The organism is Agrobacterium sp. SUL3 (genome assembly GCF_001263295.1).
In the GTDB taxonomy this organism is placed as follows: domain Bacteria; phylum Pseudomonadota; class Alphaproteobacteria; order Rhizobiales; family Rhizobiaceae; genus Agrobacterium; species Agrobacterium tomkonis.
On sequence record NZ_KQ414498.1, the window covers coordinates 395,421 to 415,734 of the forward strand.

The window sequence follows — 20,314 nt, forward strand, 5'->3', positions numbered from 1 at the left end:
CCAGTTACGAATTCGTGGGGTTCATCATTTTCGGTTGATTGATGGCACGCTATGCCGCATCCTGTCCCTTGTCGAAGTGCGAACGCCGTTTTCCGTTCAATCACGGAATTCGGTCTGCTGGAGGCGCCGGTGAGCTTTTCAACCCTGATGGACAAACGCGAACGTGGCTTTCTCGACGGTCAGTTCCTCATGGCGATGCCGGGGCTGGACGACGGTAATTTTGCCCGTGCGGTGATCTATATCTGTGCCCATTCGGATGCCGGCGCCATGGGCTTCATCATCAACCGGCCGCAGCAGATCACGTTTACGGACATTCTGCTGCATCTGAAACTGGTGGATAGCAATGACGCCATCATGCTACCCAACCGTACCCGCGAATTTCCCATCCAGTGCGGCGGACCGGTCGAATCCGGCCGTGGCTTCGTGCTGCATTCCGATGATTACTTGAGCGAATCCAGCATACCCGTCAGCGACGATATTTCGCTGACGGCGACACTGGATATCGTCCGCGCCATTTCCAACGGCCGTGGCCCGCAAAGGGCCACCATGCTGCTCGGTTATGCCGGCTGGGGACCCGGCCAGCTGGAAAACGAGATCGCCAATAATGGCTGGCTCAACTGCCCGGCGGCGGAAGATCTGATTTTCGATCGCGGGCTGGACAATAAATATGAGCGGGCGCTGGCCCTGATGGGCGTTGATGCGCGCATGCTCTCCACCGATGCCGGCCACGCGTAAATTTGGCGGGCGTATATTTTCTGCCGCCCGCATATCATTATAGGTGGGAACCAAATCCTGCCCCCTCACGTTAGTCACCCGGAAAGCCGGACAGACAGTACGGCTCAACTAGGGAGCAGTAAGATGGGTAGCACATCAGACAAGATTTCCGGTACGGCAAACGAAGTTGCTGGCAAGGTCAAGAAGAGCGTCGGCGAAGCCACCGGCAATAACGAGCTGCGCGCCAAGGGTGCCGCCCAGGAAACCAAGGGCAAGGTACAGAAGAGTGTTGGCAAGGCCAAGGATGCCGTCAAGGGCGCTGTCGACCGGATGTAATGCCGTCTGACAGTCTTCCGCCTCTCTAACGATGCGGCGCTTGGAGCGCATGTGTTATCGCACATGCGCTCTTGTCGTATGCGATGCCGGAACGACGGGTTTGTTACGCCGTTCATGGTGACATCGTATGTTTGCCTTCTCCCAACTGATCCATCGCAAGGGTTTCATCAATGAGACTTTTTTCCTGCGCATCCTGCGGCCAGCCGGCCCATTTTGACAATCGTTTCTGCGTCTCCTGCGGTCATCGCCTTGCCTTCGTGCCGGAGCGCCTTTCCATGGAAGCGCTGGCGCCGGCCGGCGAACCGAACTGGCAGATCGTCGGCGAGCCGCAAAGACAGGTGCGTTTCTGCGCCAATGAGGTGAACGACATCTGCAATTGGGCGGTGCCGGCGGAAAGCGACAGTGCCTTCTGCCCCGCCTGCAGCCATAATCGTCTGGTGCCGGACATCGCCACGGAGCAGGGGATCGAACAGTGGCGCCGCATCAGCCAGGCGCAGCGGCACCTGTTTTATTCGATCCTGCGGCTTGGCCTGCCACATCCCAACCGTGATGTTGATCCGGCCGGTGGACTTGTCTTCGACTTTCTGGTCGATGAAGTGGCACCCGATGGCTCGGTTATTCCGGCGATGACCGGGCATGATGAGGGCTTGATCGCAATCCGCGCCGCGGAAGCCGACGATGTGACGCGCGAGCAGGTGCGTACCAACATGAATGAGCCGTATCGCACCCTGCTTGGCCATTTCCGCCATGAGGTCGGGCACTTCATCTGGAACAAGCTGGTGCGCGATGCGAACCGCCTGGAGGCCTGCCGCGCGGTGTTCGGTGATGACCGCGAGGATTACGCTGCGGCGCTGCAACGCAATTACGAACAGGGGCCGCGCCTCGACTGGCAGGAGACGTTCATAAGCTCTTACGCCTCCGTCCACCCCTGGGAGGATTTCGCCGAATGTTTCGCCCATTACCTGCATATCGTCGATACGCTTGAGACCGCCCGCGCCTTCGGCGTCGCAATCGATCCTGATGGGCATGAGGAAATGGCAGCCGAAGTGACATTCGATCCTTACAATGCCCGCAGTGCCGCACAGTTGGTCAAGGCCTGGATCCCGCTCAGTGTCGCCATCAATTCCATCCAGCGCAGCATGGGGGAGGCGGACCTCTACCCCTTCGTGCTGACGCCGCCGGTGGTGACCAAGATGGAGTTCATTCATGACCTCCTGCATGGGAAGGTGGCGGCGGATGAAGCGCCGATGGCAGGGCAGAATGCGGTAGTGCAGTGAATGCCCGGCCGGGGGAAGTCCTGATCAGGAGACGCACCGATTCCTTCTCCCGTCATACCGGCCTTGAGCCGGTATCCAGCCAGCCCAAGTCCTTGGGCTGAAAGGAGTCTTTCCACCGGGCAGACGCCCGTTGGCTGGATTCCGGCTCAAGGCCGGAATGACGGAGGTGGCGGGGCATCAGCCTTCATCACCCCAGGTCGGCCCCCTTACGAAGCCCGCTTCGTCGGCTGGAACCGCTCCCGCAGCAGCTTCAGCGCCGCATCGCCCGAGACAGGGGTGCCGAACAGGAAACTCTGGCCGAAATGGCAGTTCATGCGTGAAAGCTCGGCCGCATCTTCAGGCGTTTCGATGCCTTCCGCCACCACCTGCATGTCGAGCGCGCGCGCCATGGCGATGACGGAGCGCAGGAGCACGTTGCGCTTGTCGCTGGTATTGGCCACCAGCGCCTTGTCGAGCTTGATGGTGTCGAAGGGGAAGCGGGTGAGATAGGCGAGTGACGAATAGCCGGTGCCGAAATCGTCCATGGCGAGGCTCAAGCCCGTTTCCTTCAGCTTGGAAAGTACAAGCCGCGCCTGTTCCGGATTTTCCATGACGACGGATTCCGTCAGTTCCAGCTTCAGCTGCTGCGGATTGCAACGCGTGCGGGTCAGCATGCCACGCACATCGTTGTACAATTCGTTGTTCAGCAATTGCGCGCTGGAAATATTGACGGAAATGAAGATCGGCATCTTCTCGATGGCATGTTGCCAGTCCATCAGGTCGGTGGCCGCCCGTTCGAGCGCGAACATGCCGAGCGGTTCGATCAGGCCGGAGGCTTCCGCAATCGGAATGAACTCGCTTGGCGGAATATTGCCGCGCTTGGGGTGCTCCCAGCGCATCAGCGCCTCGAAGCCGGCCAGCTCACCGTCATCAAGCTTGACGATCGGCTGATAGGCGAGCGACAGCTCCTTGCGCTCGATGGCGCGGCGCAGGTCGCTTTCCATCTGCAGGCGGTCGGTGCCTGAGGTGCGGAAGGCGGGGCGGAACGGTTCGACGCGGTTGCCGCCGGCGCGCTTGGCGCGGTACATGGCCAGCTCCGCGTCGCTGAGCAGACCGGCCGCACTTTCCTGCTGGTCGATCCACGAAACGAGGCCGATGGAGGCGGTGAGGATGATTTCGCGATTGGCGAAATTGATCGGCACCATGATCGCCTTGTTCACCGCATCGGCAAAATCGGCGACACGCTGCGGATCGCGCTCCGAGGTCAGGATAAGGCCGAATTCATCACCACCGAGACGCGCCAGCGTATCCTGCGGTTTCAGCAGACGGCGCAGACGCCGGGTCAGTGCGATGAGGATATTGTCGCCGGCAGCAATGCCGAGCGTATCATTGACCAGCTTGTAACGGTCGATATCGATCGCCATCACGGTCGGGCGTACGCCCTCGCTGTCGGGCGAGAGATTGAGGATCGATTGCAGGCGGTCGAGGAAGACCTGCCGGTTCGGAAGCCCGGTCAGATTGTCGTTCATCGCATCCTGCAACAGCCGCTCGACCGAATTTTTCTGCTCGGTAATATCGGTGATGGTGCCGACGCAGCGGATGATCTCGCCGTTGGAGCCGAGAACCGGACGGGCGCGGATTTGCAGCCAGTGGAAATGCCCGTCTTCGGCGCGAATGCGGAATTCGTGGTTGAGGCGGCCCTTGCGATGGTCGAGCAGCACGTCGAGCGTCGCTTTGAACCGGTCGCGATCGTCTGGGTGCAGGCGCGGCAGCCAGTTGCGCGCAGCGCCATGCATGGTGCCGGGTTCCAGCCCAAGCCGGTTGGAAATGTCAGGCGTGGTGACGATACGGTCACGCGTCACATCCCAGTCCCAGACCGTGTCGCCGCTGCCCGTCAGGGCCAGCGACTGGCGTTCGAGGTCGGAAAACAGACCCTGCTGATAAGCGCTGCCGGCAAAGGCGTGCTGGATCACGGTAAAACCGATCAGAAGCACGATCAGCACCAGCCCGCCGCCAAGCGCCGGCTGCACGATGTCGTTGTCCAGCTGCCCCGTCACCGTCAGCCAGCTGCCAAACAGCCAGACGAGAATCAGCGCCCAGGAGGGGACCAGCAAAATGGCCCGGTCATATTTGTTGAAGCCGAGATAGATGATGAGGGCGATGCCCGCGGTTGCCGTCAGCGCAAAGGACACGCGGGCGATGCCCGAGGCGACCGACGGATCGTAAATGGCAACGCCGAACAGCAGCGCCAGGCCCACGACCCAGGCAAAGGTCGCATAACCCAGATGCGCATGCCATCGGTTGAGGTTGAGATAGGTGAAGAGGAAGACCACGAAGCTGGAGGCGAGTGCCACTTCGGCACCCGCCCTCCATATTCGTTGGTCGCTTGAGGTGACGGTGATGAGCTTTTCGAGAAAGCCGAAATCGACGCAGATATAGGCCAGAACCGCCCAGGCGAGTGCTGCGGACGCCGGCAGAACCGAAGTACCCTTAACCACGAAAAGGATGGTCAAAAGTACGGCCAGCAGGCCGGCAATGCCGAGCACGATGCCGCGATAGAGCGTAAAGGCGTTGATCGTGTCCTTGTAGGCTTCCGGTTCCCACAGATAAAGCTGCGGCAGCTGCGGCGTGGAAAGCTCGGCAACGAAGGTGATGACGGAGCCGGGATTGAGCGTGATGCGGAACACGTCGGCATCCGGGCTCGGCTGCCGGTCGAGCGCGAAGCCTTCGCTCGGCGTAATCGCCATGATGCGCTGCGAGCCGAGATCGGGCCAGAACAGCTTGGAATTCACGAGGCGGAAATGCGGGGCGACGATGACGCGCTCCAGCTGTTCTTCCGACACGTTGGCGAGCGCGAAAACCGCCCAGTCGCCCTGGTGGTCGGTGGAACTGGCGCGCACCTCGATACGGCGGCGGATGCCGTCGGGGCCGGGCGCGGTCGAGACCTGAAAGGCTTCGCCCTGGTTGGCATAGATATCGGTGGTGGCAGTCAGATCAAGCGCCGTGTCGTCGCGGGAAATCTTCACCGGCTCGAAAGCGTAGGAATAAGAAGAGAAAAGCAGGAACAGCAGGAAAAACGGTACAGCCAGCGCGATTGCCGCCAGACGTTTCGCAAGGCATGGCTCAGGGTGAATGTAGGTCATGTATCGTACTTCGTTCCGCCGGAGCTTTGCTTGTCGGCAAGAAGGGAAAACATCATATGATCCCGCCATTGGCCATTGATTTTCAGATATTCCCGCAAGAGACCTTCCCGCTGGAACCCGGCATTTTCGAGAAGCCGGATGCTTTTGAAGTTTTCCGGAATACAGGCTGCCTCGATACGGTGCAACTGAAGTCCGTTGAAGATATAGGGTATTACCAATTTTAATGCGGCAGACATATGGCCTTTTGCGGCGTGCCGTTCGCCTGTCCAATAGCCGATCATACAGCTTTGCGCGGCACCCCGGCGGATGTAACCGATGGTGATGCCGCCGACGAGGAGGGTCTCCTTTTCGAACAGCAGAAACGAGACCGCGGTGCCGGAAGAAAACTCCTGCCCGTTGCGCACCACGCGCATGCGAAAGGAGCCTTCGGTCAGTTCATCAGGGCGCCAGGTGGGTTCCCAGGGCTGAAGAAACTGCCGGCTTTCGGAGCGCAGCACATGCCATTGCTTGAAATCGCTGTAGCGCGGCAGTCTGAGAAGATGGTCGGCGCTGCGCAGTTCAGGCGTGTCGTTATGTCGGGAAAGAAAACGCAGCATTCACCATCCCTGTGCGGAAGAAACCGCCATTTTCTCAGCCGTTCGCCTTTATCCTTGCAGGCTGCTGCGCAGAAAGCGCGGCAGTGATGTCTGAAAGAGGCGGCAGATGTTCAAGCGGGCCAATTGCGGACAATGTCGGAACTGTATCGAAAAACAGCCGTCCCGCAAGATCGGTCAGGCGTTCACGCGTGATGTCGCCGAGGCGCTCCATCATCTCCTCATTGGGAATGGGCCGGCCGTAAAGCATCATCTGCCGGGCCATCTGCCCCGCACGGGCGGCTGGGCTTTCCTGCCCCATCAGCAATTGCGCGCGGATCTGCGCCCGGGCGCGGTCGATTTCTTCCTGATGGATGGTCTGCGACGATTTGCGCAGCTCATCGAGAATGACGGGCACCAGTTCCGGCAGGTCATTGCTGCCGGTGGCCGCATGCACGCCGAAGATACCGGTATCGGAAAAGCCCCAATGGAAGGCATAGACCGAATAGCAGAGGCCGCGATATTCGCGCACTTCCTGGAACAGACGGGACGACATGCCGCCACCGAGAATATTGGCGAGAATCTGCGAGCAATAAAAATCGCGGGCGTGATAGGCCTTGCCCTCGAAGCCTAAAAGCACCTGCGCGTCCATGAGGTCGCGAGTTTCGCGGATTTCGCCGCCGGTATAGATCGCCTTCTCAAGCACGGGCGTGGCGATGGGCAGTTGCGGCAGCGAGGCGAAACGCTCTTCCACCTGCTTCACGAAGCTTTCGTGATCGACAGCGCCGGCGGCAACGACGAAGATGCGATCCGTCGTGTAGTTGCGGGCGAGATAATGTCTGATCTGGCCTGTCGTGAAGGATTGCACGGTGTCCGGCGTGCCGAGGATCGGGCGGCCAATGGTCTGGTCGCGATAGGCGACACCGGAGAAATTGTCGAAGATCACGTCGTCGGGCGTATCGGTCGCAGCGCCGATTTCCTGGAGGATGACGTTTTTCTCCCGCTCCAGCTCGTCTTCGTCGAAGAGAGATTCCGTCAGAATATCGGCAAGGATATCGACGGCGAGCGGAACATGGTCCTTGAGGACGCGGGCGTAATAGGAGGTTGTTTCCGTCGATGTCGCGGCGTTGACTTCGCCGCCGACATTTTCGATCTCTTCGGCGATCTGCCGGGCGGTGCGGCGCGCCGTGCCCTTGAACGCCATATGTTCGAGTAGATGGGCGATGCCGTGTTCGGCAGTCGTCTCGTTGCGGGACCCGGATTTGATCCACACCCCAAGAGCAACACTTTCGAGATGCGGCATTCTTTCCGTCACAACGGTCAACCCGGACGAAAGCCGGGTCACATTAACTCTCATACTCAACGTCTTTCCGCGTCTCTATTTGCCGGCGCGTGCATGTTGGCCAATGAAGGTTTCCACGGCTTTCAGCTCTGCGTCCAGAATGTCGAAACGCTCCTCCCGGTTCATAATGTCAGCTAGCCATACTGGAAGCGCAGGCTCGATTGCGCAAGCGGATTTTACAGCGGCCGGGAATTTAGCCGGGTGGGCGGTAGACAGAACCACCATCGGGCTTCCCGCTTTTTCGTGCTTTTCCGCCACGAAAACACCGGTCGCCGTATGCGGGTCGATCAGATAGCCGGTTTTCTCAAGCGTCTCGCGGATGGTCGCCGCCACCTGCTTTTCGGTGGCGCGGCCGGCGCGGAAGTCGCGTCTGATGAATTTCAGTGCCTTCGGCGGAATTTCAAACGCACCGGACTGCTTCAGACCATCCATCGATGCCTTCACCGCCGCGGAATCGCGGTCATAGGCTTCAAACAGCAGGCGTTCGAAGTTGGACGAGATTTGGATGTCCATGGAAGGCGAGGTGGTGGGCTTGACGCCGCGCATCTCGTAACGGCCGGTCTTCAGCGTGCGCGCCAGAATGTCGTTGTCATTGGTGGCGATGACCAGCTTGTCGATCGGCAGGCCCATCTTCTTGGCGACGTAACCCGCGAAGATATCGCCGAAATTACCGGTTGGAACGGTGAAGGACACCTTCCGGTCCGGTCCGCCGAGCGACAGAGACGCGGTGAAGTAATAAACCACCTGCGCCATGATACGCGCCCAGTTGATGGAGTTGACGCCGGAAAGCTTCACGCCATCGCGGAACTTCACGTCGTTGAACATTTCTTTGACCAGCGTCTGGCAATCGTCGAAATTGCCGTTGATCGCCAGCGCATGCACGTTGGAAGCGGTGGAGGTGGTCATCTGGCGCTGCTGCACCGGCGAGACCTTGCCGTTCGGGAAAAGGATGAAAATGTCGGTGCGCTCGCGGCCGGCAAAGGCGTCGATCGCCGCGCCGCCGGTATCGCCCGAGGTGGCGCCGACAATAGTGGCGCGCTCGCCGCGCTCAGCCAGCGTATAGTCCATCAGGCGGGCGAGAAGCTGCATCGCCACGTCCTTGAAGGCGAGCGTGGTGCCGTGGAAAAGCTCCAGCACGAAGGTGTTCGGGCCGGTCTGCGTCAGCGGCGCGACGGCCGGATGACGGAAGGTCGCATAGGCGTCGTCGATCATCGCCCTGAACTTGTCGGCCGGAATTTCGCCGCCGGTGAAACGATGGAGAACCTCGAAGGCGACGTCCTGATAGGACTTGCCGCGCAGGTTGCGGATTTCCTTCTTCGTCATGGAAGGCCATTCGCGCGGCACGTATAGCCCGCCGTCACGGCCAAGGCCCGCCAGAAGCGCGTCGCAGAAACCAAGCGAAGGGGCCGCACCCCGGGTCGATACATATTTCACGAGATAGTCCCCTGTCCTTAACCGGTATGTCCGTCGCCGATCTTCGGCATCTTTTCCAGCAGCGTCTCACGGAAATGAGGCGATTGGCGAGGTAATGAAGGGCTTTTTTGAAAATTCAAGCAAAACCGAACATGCCAATCGATTTTTTCCGGCGTCGCTGCTATAGACCATCGCCAACCTGCGTGAAAGGTCAATAAACAGCGTCTCCGGTTCGGTTCCGGGACAATGGAGAGGGAATTAGAAGAGTGTCAGGGAATTTCTTGCGTTTGTCCGCCGCGATGTCGCTTCTGGCCGTCGTTGCAGGGTGCAATTCCTCCAATCCGTCGGACTCGCTTGCCGTCAACCCTCCTGCGGCGCAGGCCAATGCCGTTGCCCCGGTGGTGCAGGCTAACTGCCCGACGGTCACGGTTCTCGACGCCAGCGCCGTCCACCGCGTTTATGCCGGTGGCGCCAAGGACGATCCGCAGAAGCTCGCCTATCAGGTCTCGCTGTCAGATACGACGCGCTCGTGCACTGCAAACGAATCCACGCTGACGGTGAACGTGCTGGCCCAGGGTCGTCTCGTTCCCGGCCCGATGGCCAAGCCCGGCCGCGTAACGGTTCCGATCCGCGTGACGGTAAAGGACGGTGACGGTGAAATTTACGGCGAAACGACCAATTTCGCCATCGACGTGCCGGCAGGCTCCGCTGGCACGCAGTTCATCTTCAACAATGACCACGTGGCCATTCCCAATGGACCCGGCGGCGCACCGAAGTCGGTCAGCGTCTACATCGGCTTCGGCGGCGAAAGCGCCAAGGCAAAGACCAGGCGCCGGTGATTTGACGGGCTAGATGAAAAAACCGGAGGCTGCTTTTGCGGGCTCCGGTTTTTTTTGAATGGCAACGGATTTAAATACCAGCTGCCTTTCGCAAGGCCTCGTTGATGCGGCTCTGCCATCCTTTGCCACCTTCGCGAAAACGCTCCACCACGTCTTCATCGAGGCGCAATGTTACCTGTTTCTTCGGCTTATCCACCGGCGGGCGGCCACGCGTCTTTCTGTATTCATCAATTGCTTCGAAGAAAGCAGGAGGCAAAACGTCTCGGGCGGGGCGTGCATTTGCCAGCTCCTCATCCGTCATCTCCGGGAAATCGACGGCGTCCCAATCCGCTTCGGTATAGCCGCGGCCGGGTTTGAATTCTTTCAGTTTTGCAACTTTGGCCATGGCAACCTCCTTCTTTCCCTGGAACTCGCCCGTCGGAAGCTGATGATGGATATTGCTTCTGTCCCGACAGTCGCAAAAACAACGGCCATAGTCCCGTCCCGAAAATATCCGATCGCTTTGAAACGCGAACTTCCCGGTTCGGTGAGGCTTTTCTCGATGATGGCGTTCTCCCAGTCAAACCCATCGATATCTTCAAAGTCGAAGCCGTGCTTCTCGATATTGGCGAGCCTCTTGGGCTCGTCCCATATAATTTTCATGAATTAATGTAGCTACATTTATTAAAAGATCAATGTAGCTACTCAGATCATGAAAGAAGCGCTTTCACAACTCAAAAAGCGCCTTCCCACTCCGCCATCGCCGCGATCACGGCGGGCAGGTCCTGCATGCGTGAAATCACCGTTTCCGCGCCCGCATCCGTCAGCCGGTCGGCGTGGCTCGGATAGGTGTGGGATGCGCCGGTAAAGCCGATGACCCGCATGCCGGCGGCCTTCGCACCATGGATGCCATGGACGGAATCTTCGACGACGACGACACGGTCGGGCGAGACGCCGAACTGGGCCGCGCCATGCAGGAAGATGTCGGGCTTCGGCTTCACGCGGTCGGCGCCGAGGTCCTTGGCGGAATAGATATGCGGTGCGAAATAGGGCTTCAGGCCCACTTTCGTCAGCATCATGTCGAGGCGGTGGCTCGAAGAGTTCGAGCAGATGCAGCGCGGCGTCGTCAGGCGCGACAGGGCGAATTTAACACCCTCGATGATCTTCACGTCCCGTTCCAGCCGCATGTCGAGCAGCTTTTCCGACTTGTCGAGAAGCGACGCGGAAAGCGGAATGCTGGCTTCGCTTTCCACCTGCAGAAGAATGTTCTTCCAGGTCATGCCGGCAAAGCGCTCGCCCATTTCCTCGACTGAGATCGGATAACCGGCCTCGGTCAGAAGGCGGGATTCCACCTGCGCCGCGATGATTTCGGAATCGACCAGAACGCCGTCGCAGTCGAAAATAATGAGGTCGAAGCCGCTCATGGGCGCTCCCTGTATCGAATGTGCCTGGAAAAAGTGATGCCGGGCTTTTAGACCATGTCCGCGCCAAGCTCAACCGGCTCACCCGCAAGGGTCGGTCCCACCGGGCTCATAGCTTGCCCGTTCCGAATGCGGGGAGCACATAAGCAGCTGACTGATTTAGAATATTCGGTTTTACGCATCTGGACCCTGCAAAAACAGCTACACAGTCGCGCGGCATATGCGTTATGGGATATTATGCCCAAGCCAGTGAAAACCACACCTGAAGACACCATTGCCGCACGCATCAGCCGCACGCTCGCCGACCGCATCGTCCGCGGTGAGCTGTCGCCGGGCGAACGGCTGCGGCAGGATCATATCGCCGCAGAATTCGGCGCGTCGCATGTGCCGGTTCGCGAAGCGTTTCGCAGGTTGGAAGCGCAGGGGCTCGCCGCCAGCATTCCGCGCCGGGGTGTCCGGGTGGCGGATTTCGGCCTTGACGATGTGCGCGAAGTGGCAGAAATGCGCGCTGCGCTCGAGGTTCTGGCGCTGCGCCACGCCATTCCAAACATGACGTCAGCCATTCTCGATCAGGCCGAGGCCGCGACACTGGAAGGTGATAGCGCCGTTGACGTGCAGCACTGGGAAGAGGCCAATCGCCGCTTCCATCGCCTCATCACCGCGCCCTGCAACATGCCGCGTCTGATGGAGGCGATCGACGGCCTGCATGCGGCAAGCGCTCGTTTCCTGTTTTCCGCCTGGCGGGCCGGCTGGGAGCGTCGCACGGATACCGATCACCGGGCGATCATCGATGCGCTGCGCGGCGGCAGGGCAGAGGAGGCGGTGCGCATTCTCGACGGACATGTGCAATGGATCGGCCGCAAGGCCATACGCACCTCGTCCGGCTCGGTGCGCGACGCCTTTGCGATTGTCGGATAGGCGGCCGCCCGTGACTGTCCGGCTGCGCCCCCACCACCTTCTCTGTATGCTGACCTATGTCGGCAAGGGCTATACCTCGGGCTTCGTCGAAAATTACGACCGTGTCGCCGCCCGCCTGAATGCGGGTGAGGAGGATATCGAGCTGGTGGACGGACCGGATGATATCTGCACCGGCCTGCTCTGCGAAAGCCATGCGCACTGTTTTAACGAAGGCGTGGTGCAGCGGGATGAGGCGGCCCGGCTTTCTGTTTCGGCGCTTTTGAACGAGACGCTTGCCTCCGGGAGACGGCTGCGGGCAACGCCGGATTTTCTTGAGAGCATGCGTCTTGCCTTCGCTGCGGGAGACATCCGGCAGGCCTGTCGTGGTTGCCAGTGGATAAGGCTGTGTGACCGCATCGCCGCATCAGGCTTCGTGGGCGTAAAGATCGGCGAGCCGTTACAGGCAGCGCCGAAGGATGTGGCGCGGTTTGCGAAGCATCCGATGCTCAGGCCCAAATATGGGCCGCATGGTAGGAAATTGTGATGTTCGACATTCCAAACCCTCATCCCCGTGACGGGCACAGGAGTGAGGGCAGGGGGCTGGGCCATTACTCCGGCACATTCGTCTCGGTCCGCTCCGCCGCCTTGACCGTTGCCTTGATCTCTTTCGGGTCGCGTCCGGATTTCTTGTCGTAGCTTACCTTCACCGAATAATCGCCGGGATGCAGCGTTTCCTGATGCTGTGTGCCGTAGCGGCCGGAAATTTCCTTCTGCGTACCCTGAAGATCCTTGGTGGTCTCGACGATATCAATCCGCTCCGCACCGGGAGCGGTGATGGCAAGAACGCCGGCATCGAGATTAAGGGTGATTTCCGAGCGTTTTCCGGCGGTCACCGTGAATGGCTGTTCCACCGTCACCTTGCCGAGACGGCCCCGCATGAGGAAATCGCCCGCCGGCATTTCCATCATCTTGCCCGTGCCGTAAATGCCGTTGATGGTCTGGCGGGTGCCATCAAGCGTTTCCTTGGCCGACATCGCCTCGAAACGGATGTCGTCCGTTTCAACCGCTTTGCCGCCCTGCGTATAAACCGCCTTGGCAACCACCACGCCGCTCGGGATGACAAGCTCGTGGCTGATCGTTTCGCCGGCCTTGACGGCAAGTGTTTCCTGCACTCGCGCCGGACCGATGCTGCCGGTGAGAACAATCTCGCCCGCCGGCACGAAGACCGCATTCTGGCCATAGACGCTGTCCTTGAAATCGCCCTTGGTGATTTCGGTTTTCGCCTGGGTTTCCACATCGCCATCAGGGCTGCGTTTCGGCACGACCGTCAGTTCCGCCGCATCGAAATTCACCTTCGGCCTTGCAACGCTTCCATCCTTCACCTCGAAGGCAATTTCGCGGCTCACATTGCCCAGCGCCGCGACGCCGACATATTTGCCCGCCGGCAGCTTTGCCTCGAAGGTGGCGTCATAGGAGCCGCCGGCATTTTCGTCGGTGCGTGCTCCGGCCCGGTCGGTCTTGTAGAAATCCCAACGCACCCTGTTGCTGTTGCCAAGCGAGGGGCCGCCATCGAACAGCACCGCATCCGTCACCACGTTAAATTGCGCCGACGGCGCCTGCGCCCGCAATGGTAACGGCAGCGCCGCAACGACAAGCGCAGCGCATACGACATTTACGGAAAAAGAAGCCATTTTCATCATCGACCCCATTGCGGATCACCCCTTGCCATTGCCGTCTTCCTGCCGCGTCGAACTGCGCGACAGACTAACCCGTTGTGCACAACGTTTTTGCGCCGCTTCGGGTTCCCCGCCCATCGCCGCAAATCCCTCATGGCGGGCGCCACAGCCATTTATTTTGCGTTTTCCGTGACTTGTTCAGGCTTTGATAACCATCTTCGGTAACCATAAGCGTCAGTAGAGAGTAAGCGTATGGAGCGAGTACCAATGGCAGCAGTTTTTCCGCTGGCCGATTTTCGGCGTGCCGGTTTTGATCGTGCGGGCGAGAGTGACGCCTGGAAAGACAGCATCATCAAAGGTGATTGTGTCGCTGCCTTGGATGCCCTCCCGAGCCAGTCGGTGGATGCGATCTTCGCAGACCCGCCCTATAATCTTCAGCTTGGCGGCACGCTTCACCGGCCCGATCAGTCGCTGGTCGATGCTGTCGATGACGAATGGGACCAGTTCGCCTCCTTCGATGCCTATGACGCCTTCACCCGCGCCTGGCTGCTCGCCTGCCGCCGCGTGCTGAAACCGAACGGCACCATCTGGGTCATCGGCTCCTACCACAATATCTTCCGCGTCGGCGCCATGCTCCAGAACCTCGATTTCTGGATCCTCAACGATATCGTCTGGCGCAAGACCAATCCCATGCCCAATTTCAAGGGCCGCCGTTTCCAGAACGCCCATGAGACCATGATCTGGGCAAGCCGTGATCCGAAAGCCAAAAGCTACACCTTCAACTACGATGCACTGAAGGCTTCCAACGACGATGTGCAGATGCGCTCCGACTGGCTGTTCCCGATCTGCAGCGGCCATGAGCGGCTGAAGGGTGACGACGGCAAGAAGGTGCATCCGACCCAGAAGCCGGAAGCCTTGCTGGCTCGCATCATCATGGCGTCGACCAAGCCGGGTGACATCGTGCTCGACCCGTTCTTCGGCTCCGGCACCACGGGTGCTGTTGCAAAGCGTCTCGGCCGCCACTTCGTCGGCATCGAGCGCGAACAGGATTATATCGATGCGGCTTCCGCCCGCATCGCCGCCGTCGAACCGCTCGGCAAGGCCGAACTGACGGTCATGACGGGCAAGAAGGCTGAGCCGCGCGTGGCCTTCAACACGCTGGTGGAAAGCGGCCTCGTTCGCCCCGGCCAGGTTCTGACGGATGCAAGACGCCGTTATAGCGCCATTATTCGTGCCGATGGTACCCTCGCATCCGGTGGGACCGCCGGCTCCATTCACCGCCTCGGCGCGAAGGTGCAGGGTCTCGACGCATGCAACGGATGGACGTTCTGGCATTTCGAGGACGGCGACGAATTGAAGCCGATCGATGATCTGAGAACGATCATTCGCAGTGAAATGGCAAAGGCCGAATAGTCAAAAGCCTTGGAGGCTGTAGACGGACGATCCACCGCCCGCCCTTGTCAGAATACGTCTCTGTCCGGTTTAGTACCTTCAGTCCCGGATGGAGAACGACCAACGCCCGGCACCTCGGTGTCGGGCGTTGGTATTTTCGAATATAAAACTTTAGCCAGACAAGTTTCGCGCAAGAGACGGCCCATACTGTCTGGGTCAAAGCAGTGGTTGTGAAAATCCGGTTCGGACAGATCACGAAAACATTGCTGTCCCATGCCGCTTGCGGCAGGACTGGCGCAGGCCGGAGACCGCCATTTCCGCCTGCGCCAATTTTCTTTTCTGGGCCTGCGCGGGCTTTTCATCAGCCATTCATGACGCTCCGCCCGGCCGCGACGAGTTCCCCAGCCTTAACAATAGATGTCCTGCGCGTTACGGAAGATTAACGTGACGCTATACACGGCGGGGAGTACATATTCTTCCAGGCTGAGTGTCGCCGGCGACCAAAATGATCGCGACGCGACGATGCGAGACAGCCGGATTCGCGGGCCAACCTGCGATGAACAAGGAGGCGTGCCATGCGCTCGCTTTTCAAGACAGTCACAATAGCATCCTTCATTCTGGCGGCCGCCACTGGCGGTGCTTTCGCGGCCGAACACTCGCACGGCGAGCATTCCGGCTCCGGCGGAATGCATAGCGAACGGTCCCATGATTTCGACCGGGGTGGGAGACATTTCTTCCGCCATAACGATGACGACCTGTCCATGAACACTATGTACATGAACTATACGGGTCCTGCCGCTTACGGGCAGAGACCGCATCTGGTTCGTGTGCTTCATGAGCTTCGTGTCGCCGACCACCGGATCGATTTTGAACGCCAGCAGGGCAGGTTGAGCGCAAGCGCTTTCCACAGGCTCGAAAATGAATCGTCCGCAATCCGTACCCAGGCGCTGAAAACCGCCCAAATGCATCGTGGCCATATTCCCATGAAGGCATTTGCCACCCTTCAGGGCGAAGTCCGGCAACTTGACCGGAACATCGTCCGCATGAGCTGACCGGGGCTTTCCGTCCTCGCGTGACGAGGATCGGCCATGCCGCCGCAGATAGCCGCCGGAGAGCGGTGACGGGGCACGAACCCGCCCTCCAGCCATCAGGACAAACAGTTGGATCGTTTTGGCGGTTCGAAGAAAAGTCAGAACGATCCAATCCCCCACGGGGTCGCGCGGATTTCGAAACAACGAATGGAAACTTAAAAACCATGCGCCTGCCGGCTGCATGGGGTGCGGCCCAGCCTGCTCCCCTCCCGGTTAAGGCCGTGAGCATGTCCTCACAAAGGAGAAACGTCATGTCCGGTATTCTACGCAGATATCGCATCGCAGCTTTGCTTGGCGCAGCCTTTGTCGCCGCACCGCTTGTGCTGCCCGTCTTTCTGCATAACACACCCGCTTTTGCCCAGGCCGGATTATCGGCCGTTCCCGGTCCGGTGACCTCGGGCGGTTCATTCGCCGGGATCGTTACCGCCGACAAGCCGGCGGTGGTGACCATCACCACCGAAATGAAGACGCAGGAACAGGCGACCGACGATACCACGCCGTTCGACCAGCAATTCCGCCAGTTCTTCGGCCAGCAGGGCATTCCCCTGCCGCAACAGCAGCCGCAGCAGCGCCAGTCCCAGACCGCGGAAGCGCTGGGTTCCGGCTTCATCATCTCGCCGGACGGCTATATCGTCACCAACAATCACGTCATCGACAATGCCACCTCGATCAAGGTGACGCTGGATGACGGCACGGAGCTTCCCGCCACGCTTGTCGGCGCTGATCCGAAATCCGATCTGGCGGTCCTCAAGGTCGTCTCACCCAAGCCGCTCGCGGTGATTTCCTGGGGCGATTCCGACAGGCTGAAGGCCGGCGATCAGATATTGGCGATCGGCAATCCGTTCGGCATCGGCACCACGGTCACGGCCGGCATCGTCTCGGCCCGCGGACGCGACCTGCATAGCGGACCCTATGACGATTTCATCCAGATCGACGCACCGATCAATCACGGCAATTCAGGCGGCCCGCTGGTCGACGTCGAAGGCAAGGTGGTCGGCATCAATACCGCGATCTATTCGCCGAATGGCGGCAGCGTCGGTGTCGGTTTCGCCATTCCCTCCGACCAGGCGCAGAACGTCGTTGTCCGTCTCATGAAGGACGGATCGATCCAGCACGGCTTCATCGGTGTCCAGATACAGCCGGTGACCCCTGACGTGGCCAATGCCATCGGTCTTGCCACGGCGGAAGGCGCGCTGGTCGCCAAGGTCGATGCCGGCACGCCGGCAGGCCGCGCCGGCATAAAGACCGGCGACGTGATTACCTCTCTCGGCGGACAGCCGGTCAAGTCCCCGCGCGACCTGTCGCGCATGGTCGCCGATCTGTCGCCCGGCCAGAAGGAACATGTCACGGTCTGGCGCCAGGGAGAAAGCAAGGACATGCTTCTGACCGTGGGCGGCAACGACGCCCAGAGCGCACAGGCATCCCCTGACAATGGCCAGCAGAAGGGCGATGCCTCATCGCAAGCCCTGCCGATGATCGGTATCGGACTGGCCGATATCACCCCGGCGATCCGTGAAGCCCTCAATCTCCCGCAGGATGAGAAGGGCACGATCGTCGAGAGTGTTACCCCCTCCAAACCCGCAGCCGAAGCTGGTTTGCAGGCAGGCGACGTGATCGTTTCGGTCAATCAAACGGCGGTGAAATCGGCTGCCGATGCCAAGGCGGCGATCGCGCAGGCGGGCAAGGCCGGTCGCAAATCCGTTCTGCTGCTCATCCAGCGTGGCGATTCGCAGACCTATGTCGCCGTGCCCTTCGCACAGGGCTGAACCCCGGGTTTCCGGTGCAATCTCAAGGAACGGGCAACTCCCTCGGAGCTGCCCGTTCTGTCATTTTCAGGCTTCCACCCCATATTCCCGCAAATCCTGCCGCAGCTTTTCCGCGCCGGTGAAGTGCACGGCCTGCCAGCCGGCAGCCCTGGCGCCTTCCACATTCGCCAGCGTGTCGTCGATGAAGATGCTGGTGGCCGGGTTGAGGCCGAATTCCCGGGCGTGCAGATCGTAGATCGCCACGTCAGGCTTCAGGAGCTTCACATCGCCGGAGACCGTCACGCCGCGCGGCAAGGTGAGGAAGGGAAACATCTTCTGCGCTTCGCGAAAGGTGTCGGAAGCGAAGTTGGTCAGCATCGTCACATCGTGGCCGTTGTTGATCAGGGCAACCATGATCGCGACGCTGTCGTCATAGGAATGCGAGACCATCTCGTGCCAGAACTTGCGGAAGGCGCGGATATGTTCTTCCCGCTCGGGAAATTGCTCCAGCAACAGCGCTTCGGCATCTTCCCAGCGGCGGCCGCGATCCTGTTCGAGGTTCCAGTCATGGGTGCAGACATTCTCGAAGAACCATTTGCGCTCGTCGGCATCGGGAATGAGGCGGCTATAGGGAATATGCGGATCGTAATGGATCAGCACCTTGCCGATGTCGAATACGATATGCTCAATCTTGGTCATCGAAACTTCCTGCTTTCATCGAACATTAGCGCGCCTTTCAGACGCTCTAAATCTTTGAGTTGCGCATCGTTCCTGTCGAAAATCAATTTCGATTTTCGGGCCGACACGCGGATGGAATAGCTTGGGTGATGACTTTTTTCATCACCGTTGGCAGCGCCTGCGCGTCAAGATTTGTAACCGGCTCCCACCATCCGTCATCCGGCCCGGTTTGAAGACCATCCGGCACCTGGGCACGATAGACCGTGAGCCGCAGTTCGAAATGGGTGAAGACATGCACAATCACGCCTGCCGCCTGCCAGCCGGCGACAAAGGGCGCGTGGCTCGCATCGGTGCCGCCATCCATGCGGGCAGTCCATGCCGTTGTCGGCACCTCGGTCATGCCGCCGAGAAGCCCGCTATCGATGCGCCGCCGCAGCAGGATTTCGCCGCTTGTGTTTACGGCCACGAAGGCGGCGCCGAGCCGCACAGGCTTGGCCTTCTTCGCCGCCTTGACCGGAAAACGCTCCGGCTCGTCACGGGCAAGCGCCAGACAGGCGCCATTGAACGGACAGAGCGCGCAGGCCGGCCGCTTTGGTGTGCAGATCGTTGCGCCGAGATCCATCATCGCCTGGGCAAAATCGCCGGGCCGGTCGGCAGGCGTCAGCGCCGCCACCTTCGCTTTCATTGCGGGTTTGGAGCCGGGCAGGGGAGCATCTATGACGAAGAGGCGCGAAATGACACGTTCGACATTGCCGTCCATGACAGCCGCCTGCCGGTTAAACGCAATGGCTGCCACGGCCGCGGCGGTATAATCGCCGATGCCGGGCAGTTCCTTCAGTCCCTCTTCGGTGTCCGGAAAGACGCCGCCATGCTCGCGCGCTACGGCTTCCGCGCATTTCTTAAGGTTGCGGGCGCGGGCATAATAACCAAGCCCCGCCCAGGCCGCCATGACATCCTCGACCGGCGCCGCCGCCAGATCGTTGACATCAGGCCAGGCGGCGAGAAACTTCAGGAAATAGGGTTTGACCGCCTGCACCGTCGTCTGCTGCAGCATCACCTCCGAAAGCCAGACATGGTAGGGATCGGCACGTTTCCCCTGTGCCGCCATGGCTGGAGACGTGCGCCATGGCAGTTCGCGATGGTGCCGGTCGTACCATGCGAGAAGGTGTTCCGCCGTCGGATGTGATATCGGTTGCCGCGTATGTGTGTTCATCGCCGCTGAACATAGACACGGCACGGCAATCTGCAACAGGAGACCCGTTGCGGCGAGGTGGAAAACCGCATCCGGCGATGAACACCATGACATCGCCCCCCTGATCCGATTTCGGAGGAAGACCCTTATGCCTGATGCGCTGCTGGAAAATATCCCTCAACCGCTCCCGTATGTCATCGGAATTCTGCTGGCGTTGTGCCTGATCATGAGCCTGCTGAACCACATCGGCCGGCTGTGTTTCGGGTTGCAGAACGGTGTGGCCGTGACGATCGCGCGCATAATCCGGCATGTTCGCGAACTGGAAAGGACGCGGCAAAAGCCTTCGCGCCGCTTTCGGATTTTTGAATCCGGTTTCTGGGCGATTTTTTGCCATGGCCTGTGGATATACCTGTCGGTCGCGTTGGTCTGCATGTTGGTGATTGCCTTTCTCTCCGATAAACCGGGAATATTGCATCTGCAGTTTTTGACCGCCGGATATTTCCTCTTTGGATGTTTGGCGGCTGGAATGATACGATTGGCCGCCCGCCGAGACTGGCAGCGATTCCGTGCGCTGTTGCGCGGCGAAGAAGATGACGACGGCGCGGCCGCTTGAGGTCTTTCGCCTCTG

20 protein-coding genes are annotated in these 20,314 nt (G+C 60.0%); 10 read left to right on the top strand and 10 right to left on the bottom strand.

From position 1 onward, the window contains the following. The first annotated feature begins 129 nt into the window (after positions 1–129). From AKG12_RS02105 to AKG12_RS02115, 3 genes are all read left to right on the top strand, one after another. Positions 130–735, top strand: coding sequence for a YqgE/AlgH family protein (locus tag AKG12_RS02105; protein WP_046798927.1), 606 nt, complete (start codon positions 130–132; stop codon positions 733–735). Positions 736–858: 123 nt separating this feature from the next. Continuing rightward, the gene (locus AKG12_RS02110) at positions 859–1,050 is read left to right on the top strand and encodes a CsbD family protein (protein ID WP_046798516.1); all 192 of its coding nucleotides are present in this window, start codon (positions 859–861) and stop codon (positions 1,048–1,050) included. 170 nt (positions 1,051–1,220) lie between these two features. Beyond that, positions 1,221–2,327: a zinc-binding metallopeptidase family protein gene (locus tag AKG12_RS02115; RefSeq protein ID WP_052817429.1), complete on the top strand. Its 1,107-nt coding sequence runs from the start codon at positions 1,221–1,223 to the stop codon at positions 2,325–2,327. Positions 2,328–2,533: 206 nt separating this feature from the next. On the opposite strand, the gene AKG12_RS02120 is transcribed toward AKG12_RS02115, so the two are convergent. Genes AKG12_RS02120 through thrC form a run of 4 tightly spaced genes read right to left on the bottom strand, consistent with a single transcriptional unit; the run spans position 2,534 to position 8,797 of the window. Further along, positions 2,534–5,449, bottom strand: coding sequence for a sensor domain-containing phosphodiesterase (locus AKG12_RS02120; protein ID WP_046798518.1), 2,916 nt, complete (start codon positions 5,447–5,449; stop codon positions 2,534–2,536). Beyond that, positions 5,446–6,045, bottom strand: coding sequence for a GNAT family N-acetyltransferase (locus tag AKG12_RS02125; protein ID WP_046798519.1), 600 nt, complete (start codon positions 6,043–6,045; stop codon positions 5,446–5,448). Before AKG12_RS02125 ends, AKG12_RS02120 begins: the two co-directional genes overlap by 4 nt. 34 nt (positions 6,046–6,079) lie before the next feature. Continuing rightward, positions 6,080–7,378: a M16 family metallopeptidase gene (locus AKG12_RS02130; protein WP_046798520.1), complete on the bottom strand. Its 1,299-nt coding sequence runs from the start codon at positions 7,376–7,378 to the stop codon at positions 6,080–6,082. 21 nt (positions 7,379–7,399) lie between these two features. After that, positions 7,400–8,797: a threonine synthase gene (thrC, locus tag AKG12_RS02135; RefSeq protein WP_052817430.1), complete on the bottom strand. Its 1,398-nt coding sequence runs from the start codon at positions 8,795–8,797 to the stop codon at positions 7,400–7,402. 278 nt (positions 8,798–9,075) lie between these two features. Between thrC and AKG12_RS02140 the strand changes: the two genes are divergently transcribed. Further along, positions 9,076–9,615: a hypothetical protein gene (locus AKG12_RS02140; RefSeq protein ID WP_052817869.1), complete on the top strand. Its 540-nt coding sequence runs from the start codon at positions 9,076–9,078 to the stop codon at positions 9,613–9,615. Positions 9,616–9,685: 70 nt separating this feature from the next. Here AKG12_RS02140 and AKG12_RS02145 read toward each other — a convergent pair whose 3' ends face one another. The 3 genes from AKG12_RS02145 to AKG12_RS02155 all read right to left on the bottom strand — a co-directional run bounded on the left by AKG12_RS02145 (position 9,686) and on the right by AKG12_RS02155 (position 11,018). Beyond that, on the bottom strand, positions 9,686–10,000 hold the full coding sequence (locus AKG12_RS02145; RefSeq protein ID WP_046798522.1) for a BrnA antitoxin family protein: 315 nt from the start codon (positions 9,998–10,000) through the stop codon (positions 9,686–9,688). Continuing rightward, positions 9,979–10,257, bottom strand: coding sequence for a BrnT family toxin (locus AKG12_RS02150; RefSeq protein ID WP_046798523.1), 279 nt, complete (start codon positions 10,255–10,257; stop codon positions 9,979–9,981). The genes AKG12_RS02145 and AKG12_RS02150 overlap by 22 nt, the downstream gene beginning before the upstream one ends. 71 nt (positions 10,258–10,328) lie before the next feature. Beyond that, positions 10,329–11,018 (bottom strand): HAD family hydrolase, encoded by a 690-nt coding sequence (locus AKG12_RS02155; RefSeq protein WP_004440401.1) that lies wholly within the window; start codon positions 11,016–11,018, stop codon positions 10,329–10,331. Between the two features lie 234 nt (positions 11,019–11,252). Here AKG12_RS02155 and AKG12_RS02160 point away from each other — a divergent pair, with 234 nt between their 5' ends. Together AKG12_RS02160 and AKG12_RS02165 are read left to right on the top strand one after the other, a co-directional pair. Further along, on the top strand, positions 11,253–11,933 hold the full coding sequence (locus AKG12_RS02160; RefSeq protein ID WP_035218528.1) for a GntR family transcriptional regulator: 681 nt from the start codon (positions 11,253–11,255) through the stop codon (positions 11,931–11,933). 46 nt (positions 11,934–11,979) lie between these two features. After that, a complete protein-coding gene (locus AKG12_RS02165; RefSeq protein ID WP_052817431.1) occupies positions 11,980–12,456 on the top strand; it encodes a DUF1284 domain-containing protein in 477 nt (158 codons plus the stop codon). A gap of 64 nt (positions 12,457–12,520) precedes the next feature. Here the strand turns inward: AKG12_RS02165 and AKG12_RS02170 are convergent, their stop codons facing one another. Continuing rightward, on the bottom strand, positions 12,521–13,621 hold the full coding sequence (locus AKG12_RS02170) for a hypothetical protein (protein WP_052817432.1): 1,101 nt from the start codon (positions 13,619–13,621) through the stop codon (positions 12,521–12,523). 234 nt (positions 13,622–13,855) lie between these two features. Here AKG12_RS02170 and AKG12_RS02175 point away from each other — a divergent pair, with 234 nt between their 5' ends. From AKG12_RS02175 to AKG12_RS02185, 3 genes are all read left to right on the top strand, one after another. Beyond that, a complete protein-coding gene (locus tag AKG12_RS02175; RefSeq protein WP_046798526.1) occupies positions 13,856–15,001 on the top strand; it encodes a site-specific DNA-methyltransferase in 1,146 nt (381 codons plus the stop codon). Positions 15,002–15,555: 554 nt separating this feature from the next. Beyond that, positions 15,556–16,032, top strand: coding sequence for a hypothetical protein (locus tag AKG12_RS02180; RefSeq protein ID WP_052817433.1), 477 nt, complete (start codon positions 15,556–15,558; stop codon positions 16,030–16,032). Positions 16,033–16,322: 290 nt separating this feature from the next. Continuing rightward, the gene (locus tag AKG12_RS02185) at positions 16,323–17,837 is read left to right on the top strand and encodes a Do family serine endopeptidase (protein WP_052817434.1); all 1,515 of its coding nucleotides are present in this window, start codon (positions 16,323–16,325) and stop codon (positions 17,835–17,837) included. A 66-nt stretch (positions 17,838–17,903) separates the two neighbouring features. Here AKG12_RS02185 and AKG12_RS02190 read toward each other — a convergent pair whose 3' ends face one another. Beyond that, the gene (locus AKG12_RS02190; protein ID WP_052817435.1) at positions 17,904–18,515 is read right to left on the bottom strand and encodes an HAD family hydrolase; all 612 of its coding nucleotides are present in this window, start codon (positions 18,513–18,515) and stop codon (positions 17,904–17,906) included. An 82-nt stretch (positions 18,516–18,597) separates the two neighbouring features. Next, positions 18,598–19,707 (bottom strand): A/G-specific adenine glycosylase, encoded by a 1,110-nt coding sequence (mutY, locus tag AKG12_RS02195; RefSeq protein WP_052817436.1) that lies wholly within the window; start codon positions 19,705–19,707, stop codon positions 18,598–18,600. 127 nt (positions 19,708–19,834) lie between these two features. Here mutY and AKG12_RS02200 point away from each other — a divergent pair, with 127 nt between their 5' ends. After that, entirely contained in the window at positions 19,835–20,299 is a 465-nt protein-coding gene (locus tag AKG12_RS02200; RefSeq protein ID WP_052817437.1) for a hypothetical protein, read from the top strand. Positions 20,300–20,314 lie beyond the last annotated feature (15 nt).

What these genes read in the sequence shown, in the direction of transcription:
- AKG12_RS02120 (WP_046798518.1), bottom strand. Translation starts at nt 5,449, where the DNA reads ATGACCTACATTCACCCTGAGCCATGCCTTGCGAAACGTCTGGCGGCA.
- AKG12_RS02115 (WP_052817429.1), top strand. Translation starts at nt 1,221, where the DNA reads ATGAGACTTTTTTCCTGCGCATCCTGCGGCCAGCCGGCCCATTTTGAC.
- AKG12_RS02190 (WP_052817435.1), bottom strand. Translation starts at nt 18,515, where the DNA reads ATGACCAAGATTGAGCATATCGTATTCGACATCGGCAAGGTGCTGATC.
- AKG12_RS02140 (WP_052817869.1), top strand. Translation starts at nt 9,076, where the DNA reads ATGTCGCTTCTGGCCGTCGTTGCAGGGTGCAATTCCTCCAATCCGTCG.
- AKG12_RS02180 (WP_052817433.1), top strand. Translation starts at nt 15,556, where the DNA reads ATGCGCTCGCTTTTCAAGACAGTCACAATAGCATCCTTCATTCTGGCG.
- AKG12_RS02145 (WP_046798522.1), bottom strand. Translation starts at nt 10,000, where the DNA reads ATGGCCAAAGTTGCAAAACTGAAAGAATTCAAACCCGGCCGCGGCTAT.
- AKG12_RS02130 (WP_046798520.1), bottom strand. Translation starts at nt 7,378, where the DNA reads ATGAGAGTTAATGTGACCCGGCTTTCGTCCGGGTTGACCGTTGTGACG.
- AKG12_RS02110 (WP_046798516.1), top strand. Translation starts at nt 859, where the DNA reads ATGGGTAGCACATCAGACAAGATTTCCGGTACGGCAAACGAAGTTGCT.
- AKG12_RS02170 (WP_052817432.1), bottom strand. Translation starts at nt 13,621, where the DNA reads ATGGGGTCGATGATGAAAATGGCTTCTTTTTCCGTAAATGTCGTATGC.
- AKG12_RS02150 (WP_046798523.1), bottom strand. Translation starts at nt 10,257, where the DNA reads ATGAAAATTATATGGGACGAGCCCAAGAGGCTCGCCAATATCGAGAAG.
- AKG12_RS02160 (WP_035218528.1), top strand. Translation starts at nt 11,253, where the DNA reads ATGCCCAAGCCAGTGAAAACCACACCTGAAGACACCATTGCCGCACGC.
- AKG12_RS02200 (WP_052817437.1), top strand. Translation starts at nt 19,835, where the DNA reads ATGCCTGATGCGCTGCTGGAAAATATCCCTCAACCGCTCCCGTATGTC.
- AKG12_RS02165 (WP_052817431.1), top strand. Translation starts at nt 11,980, where the DNA reads ATGCTGACCTATGTCGGCAAGGGCTATACCTCGGGCTTCGTCGAAAAT.
- AKG12_RS02125 (WP_046798519.1), bottom strand. Translation starts at nt 6,045, where the DNA reads ATGCTGCGTTTTCTTTCCCGACATAACGACACGCCTGAACTGCGCAGC.
- AKG12_RS02185 (WP_052817434.1), top strand. Translation starts at nt 16,323, where the DNA reads ATGTCCGGTATTCTACGCAGATATCGCATCGCAGCTTTGCTTGGCGCA.
- mutY (WP_052817436.1), bottom strand. Translation starts at nt 19,707, where the DNA reads ATGAACACACATACGCGGCAACCGATATCACATCCGACGGCGGAACAC.
- AKG12_RS02175 (WP_046798526.1), top strand. Translation starts at nt 13,856, where the DNA reads ATGGCAGCAGTTTTTCCGCTGGCCGATTTTCGGCGTGCCGGTTTTGAT.
- AKG12_RS02155 (WP_004440401.1), bottom strand. Translation starts at nt 11,018, where the DNA reads ATGAGCGGCTTCGACCTCATTATTTTCGACTGCGACGGCGTTCTGGTC.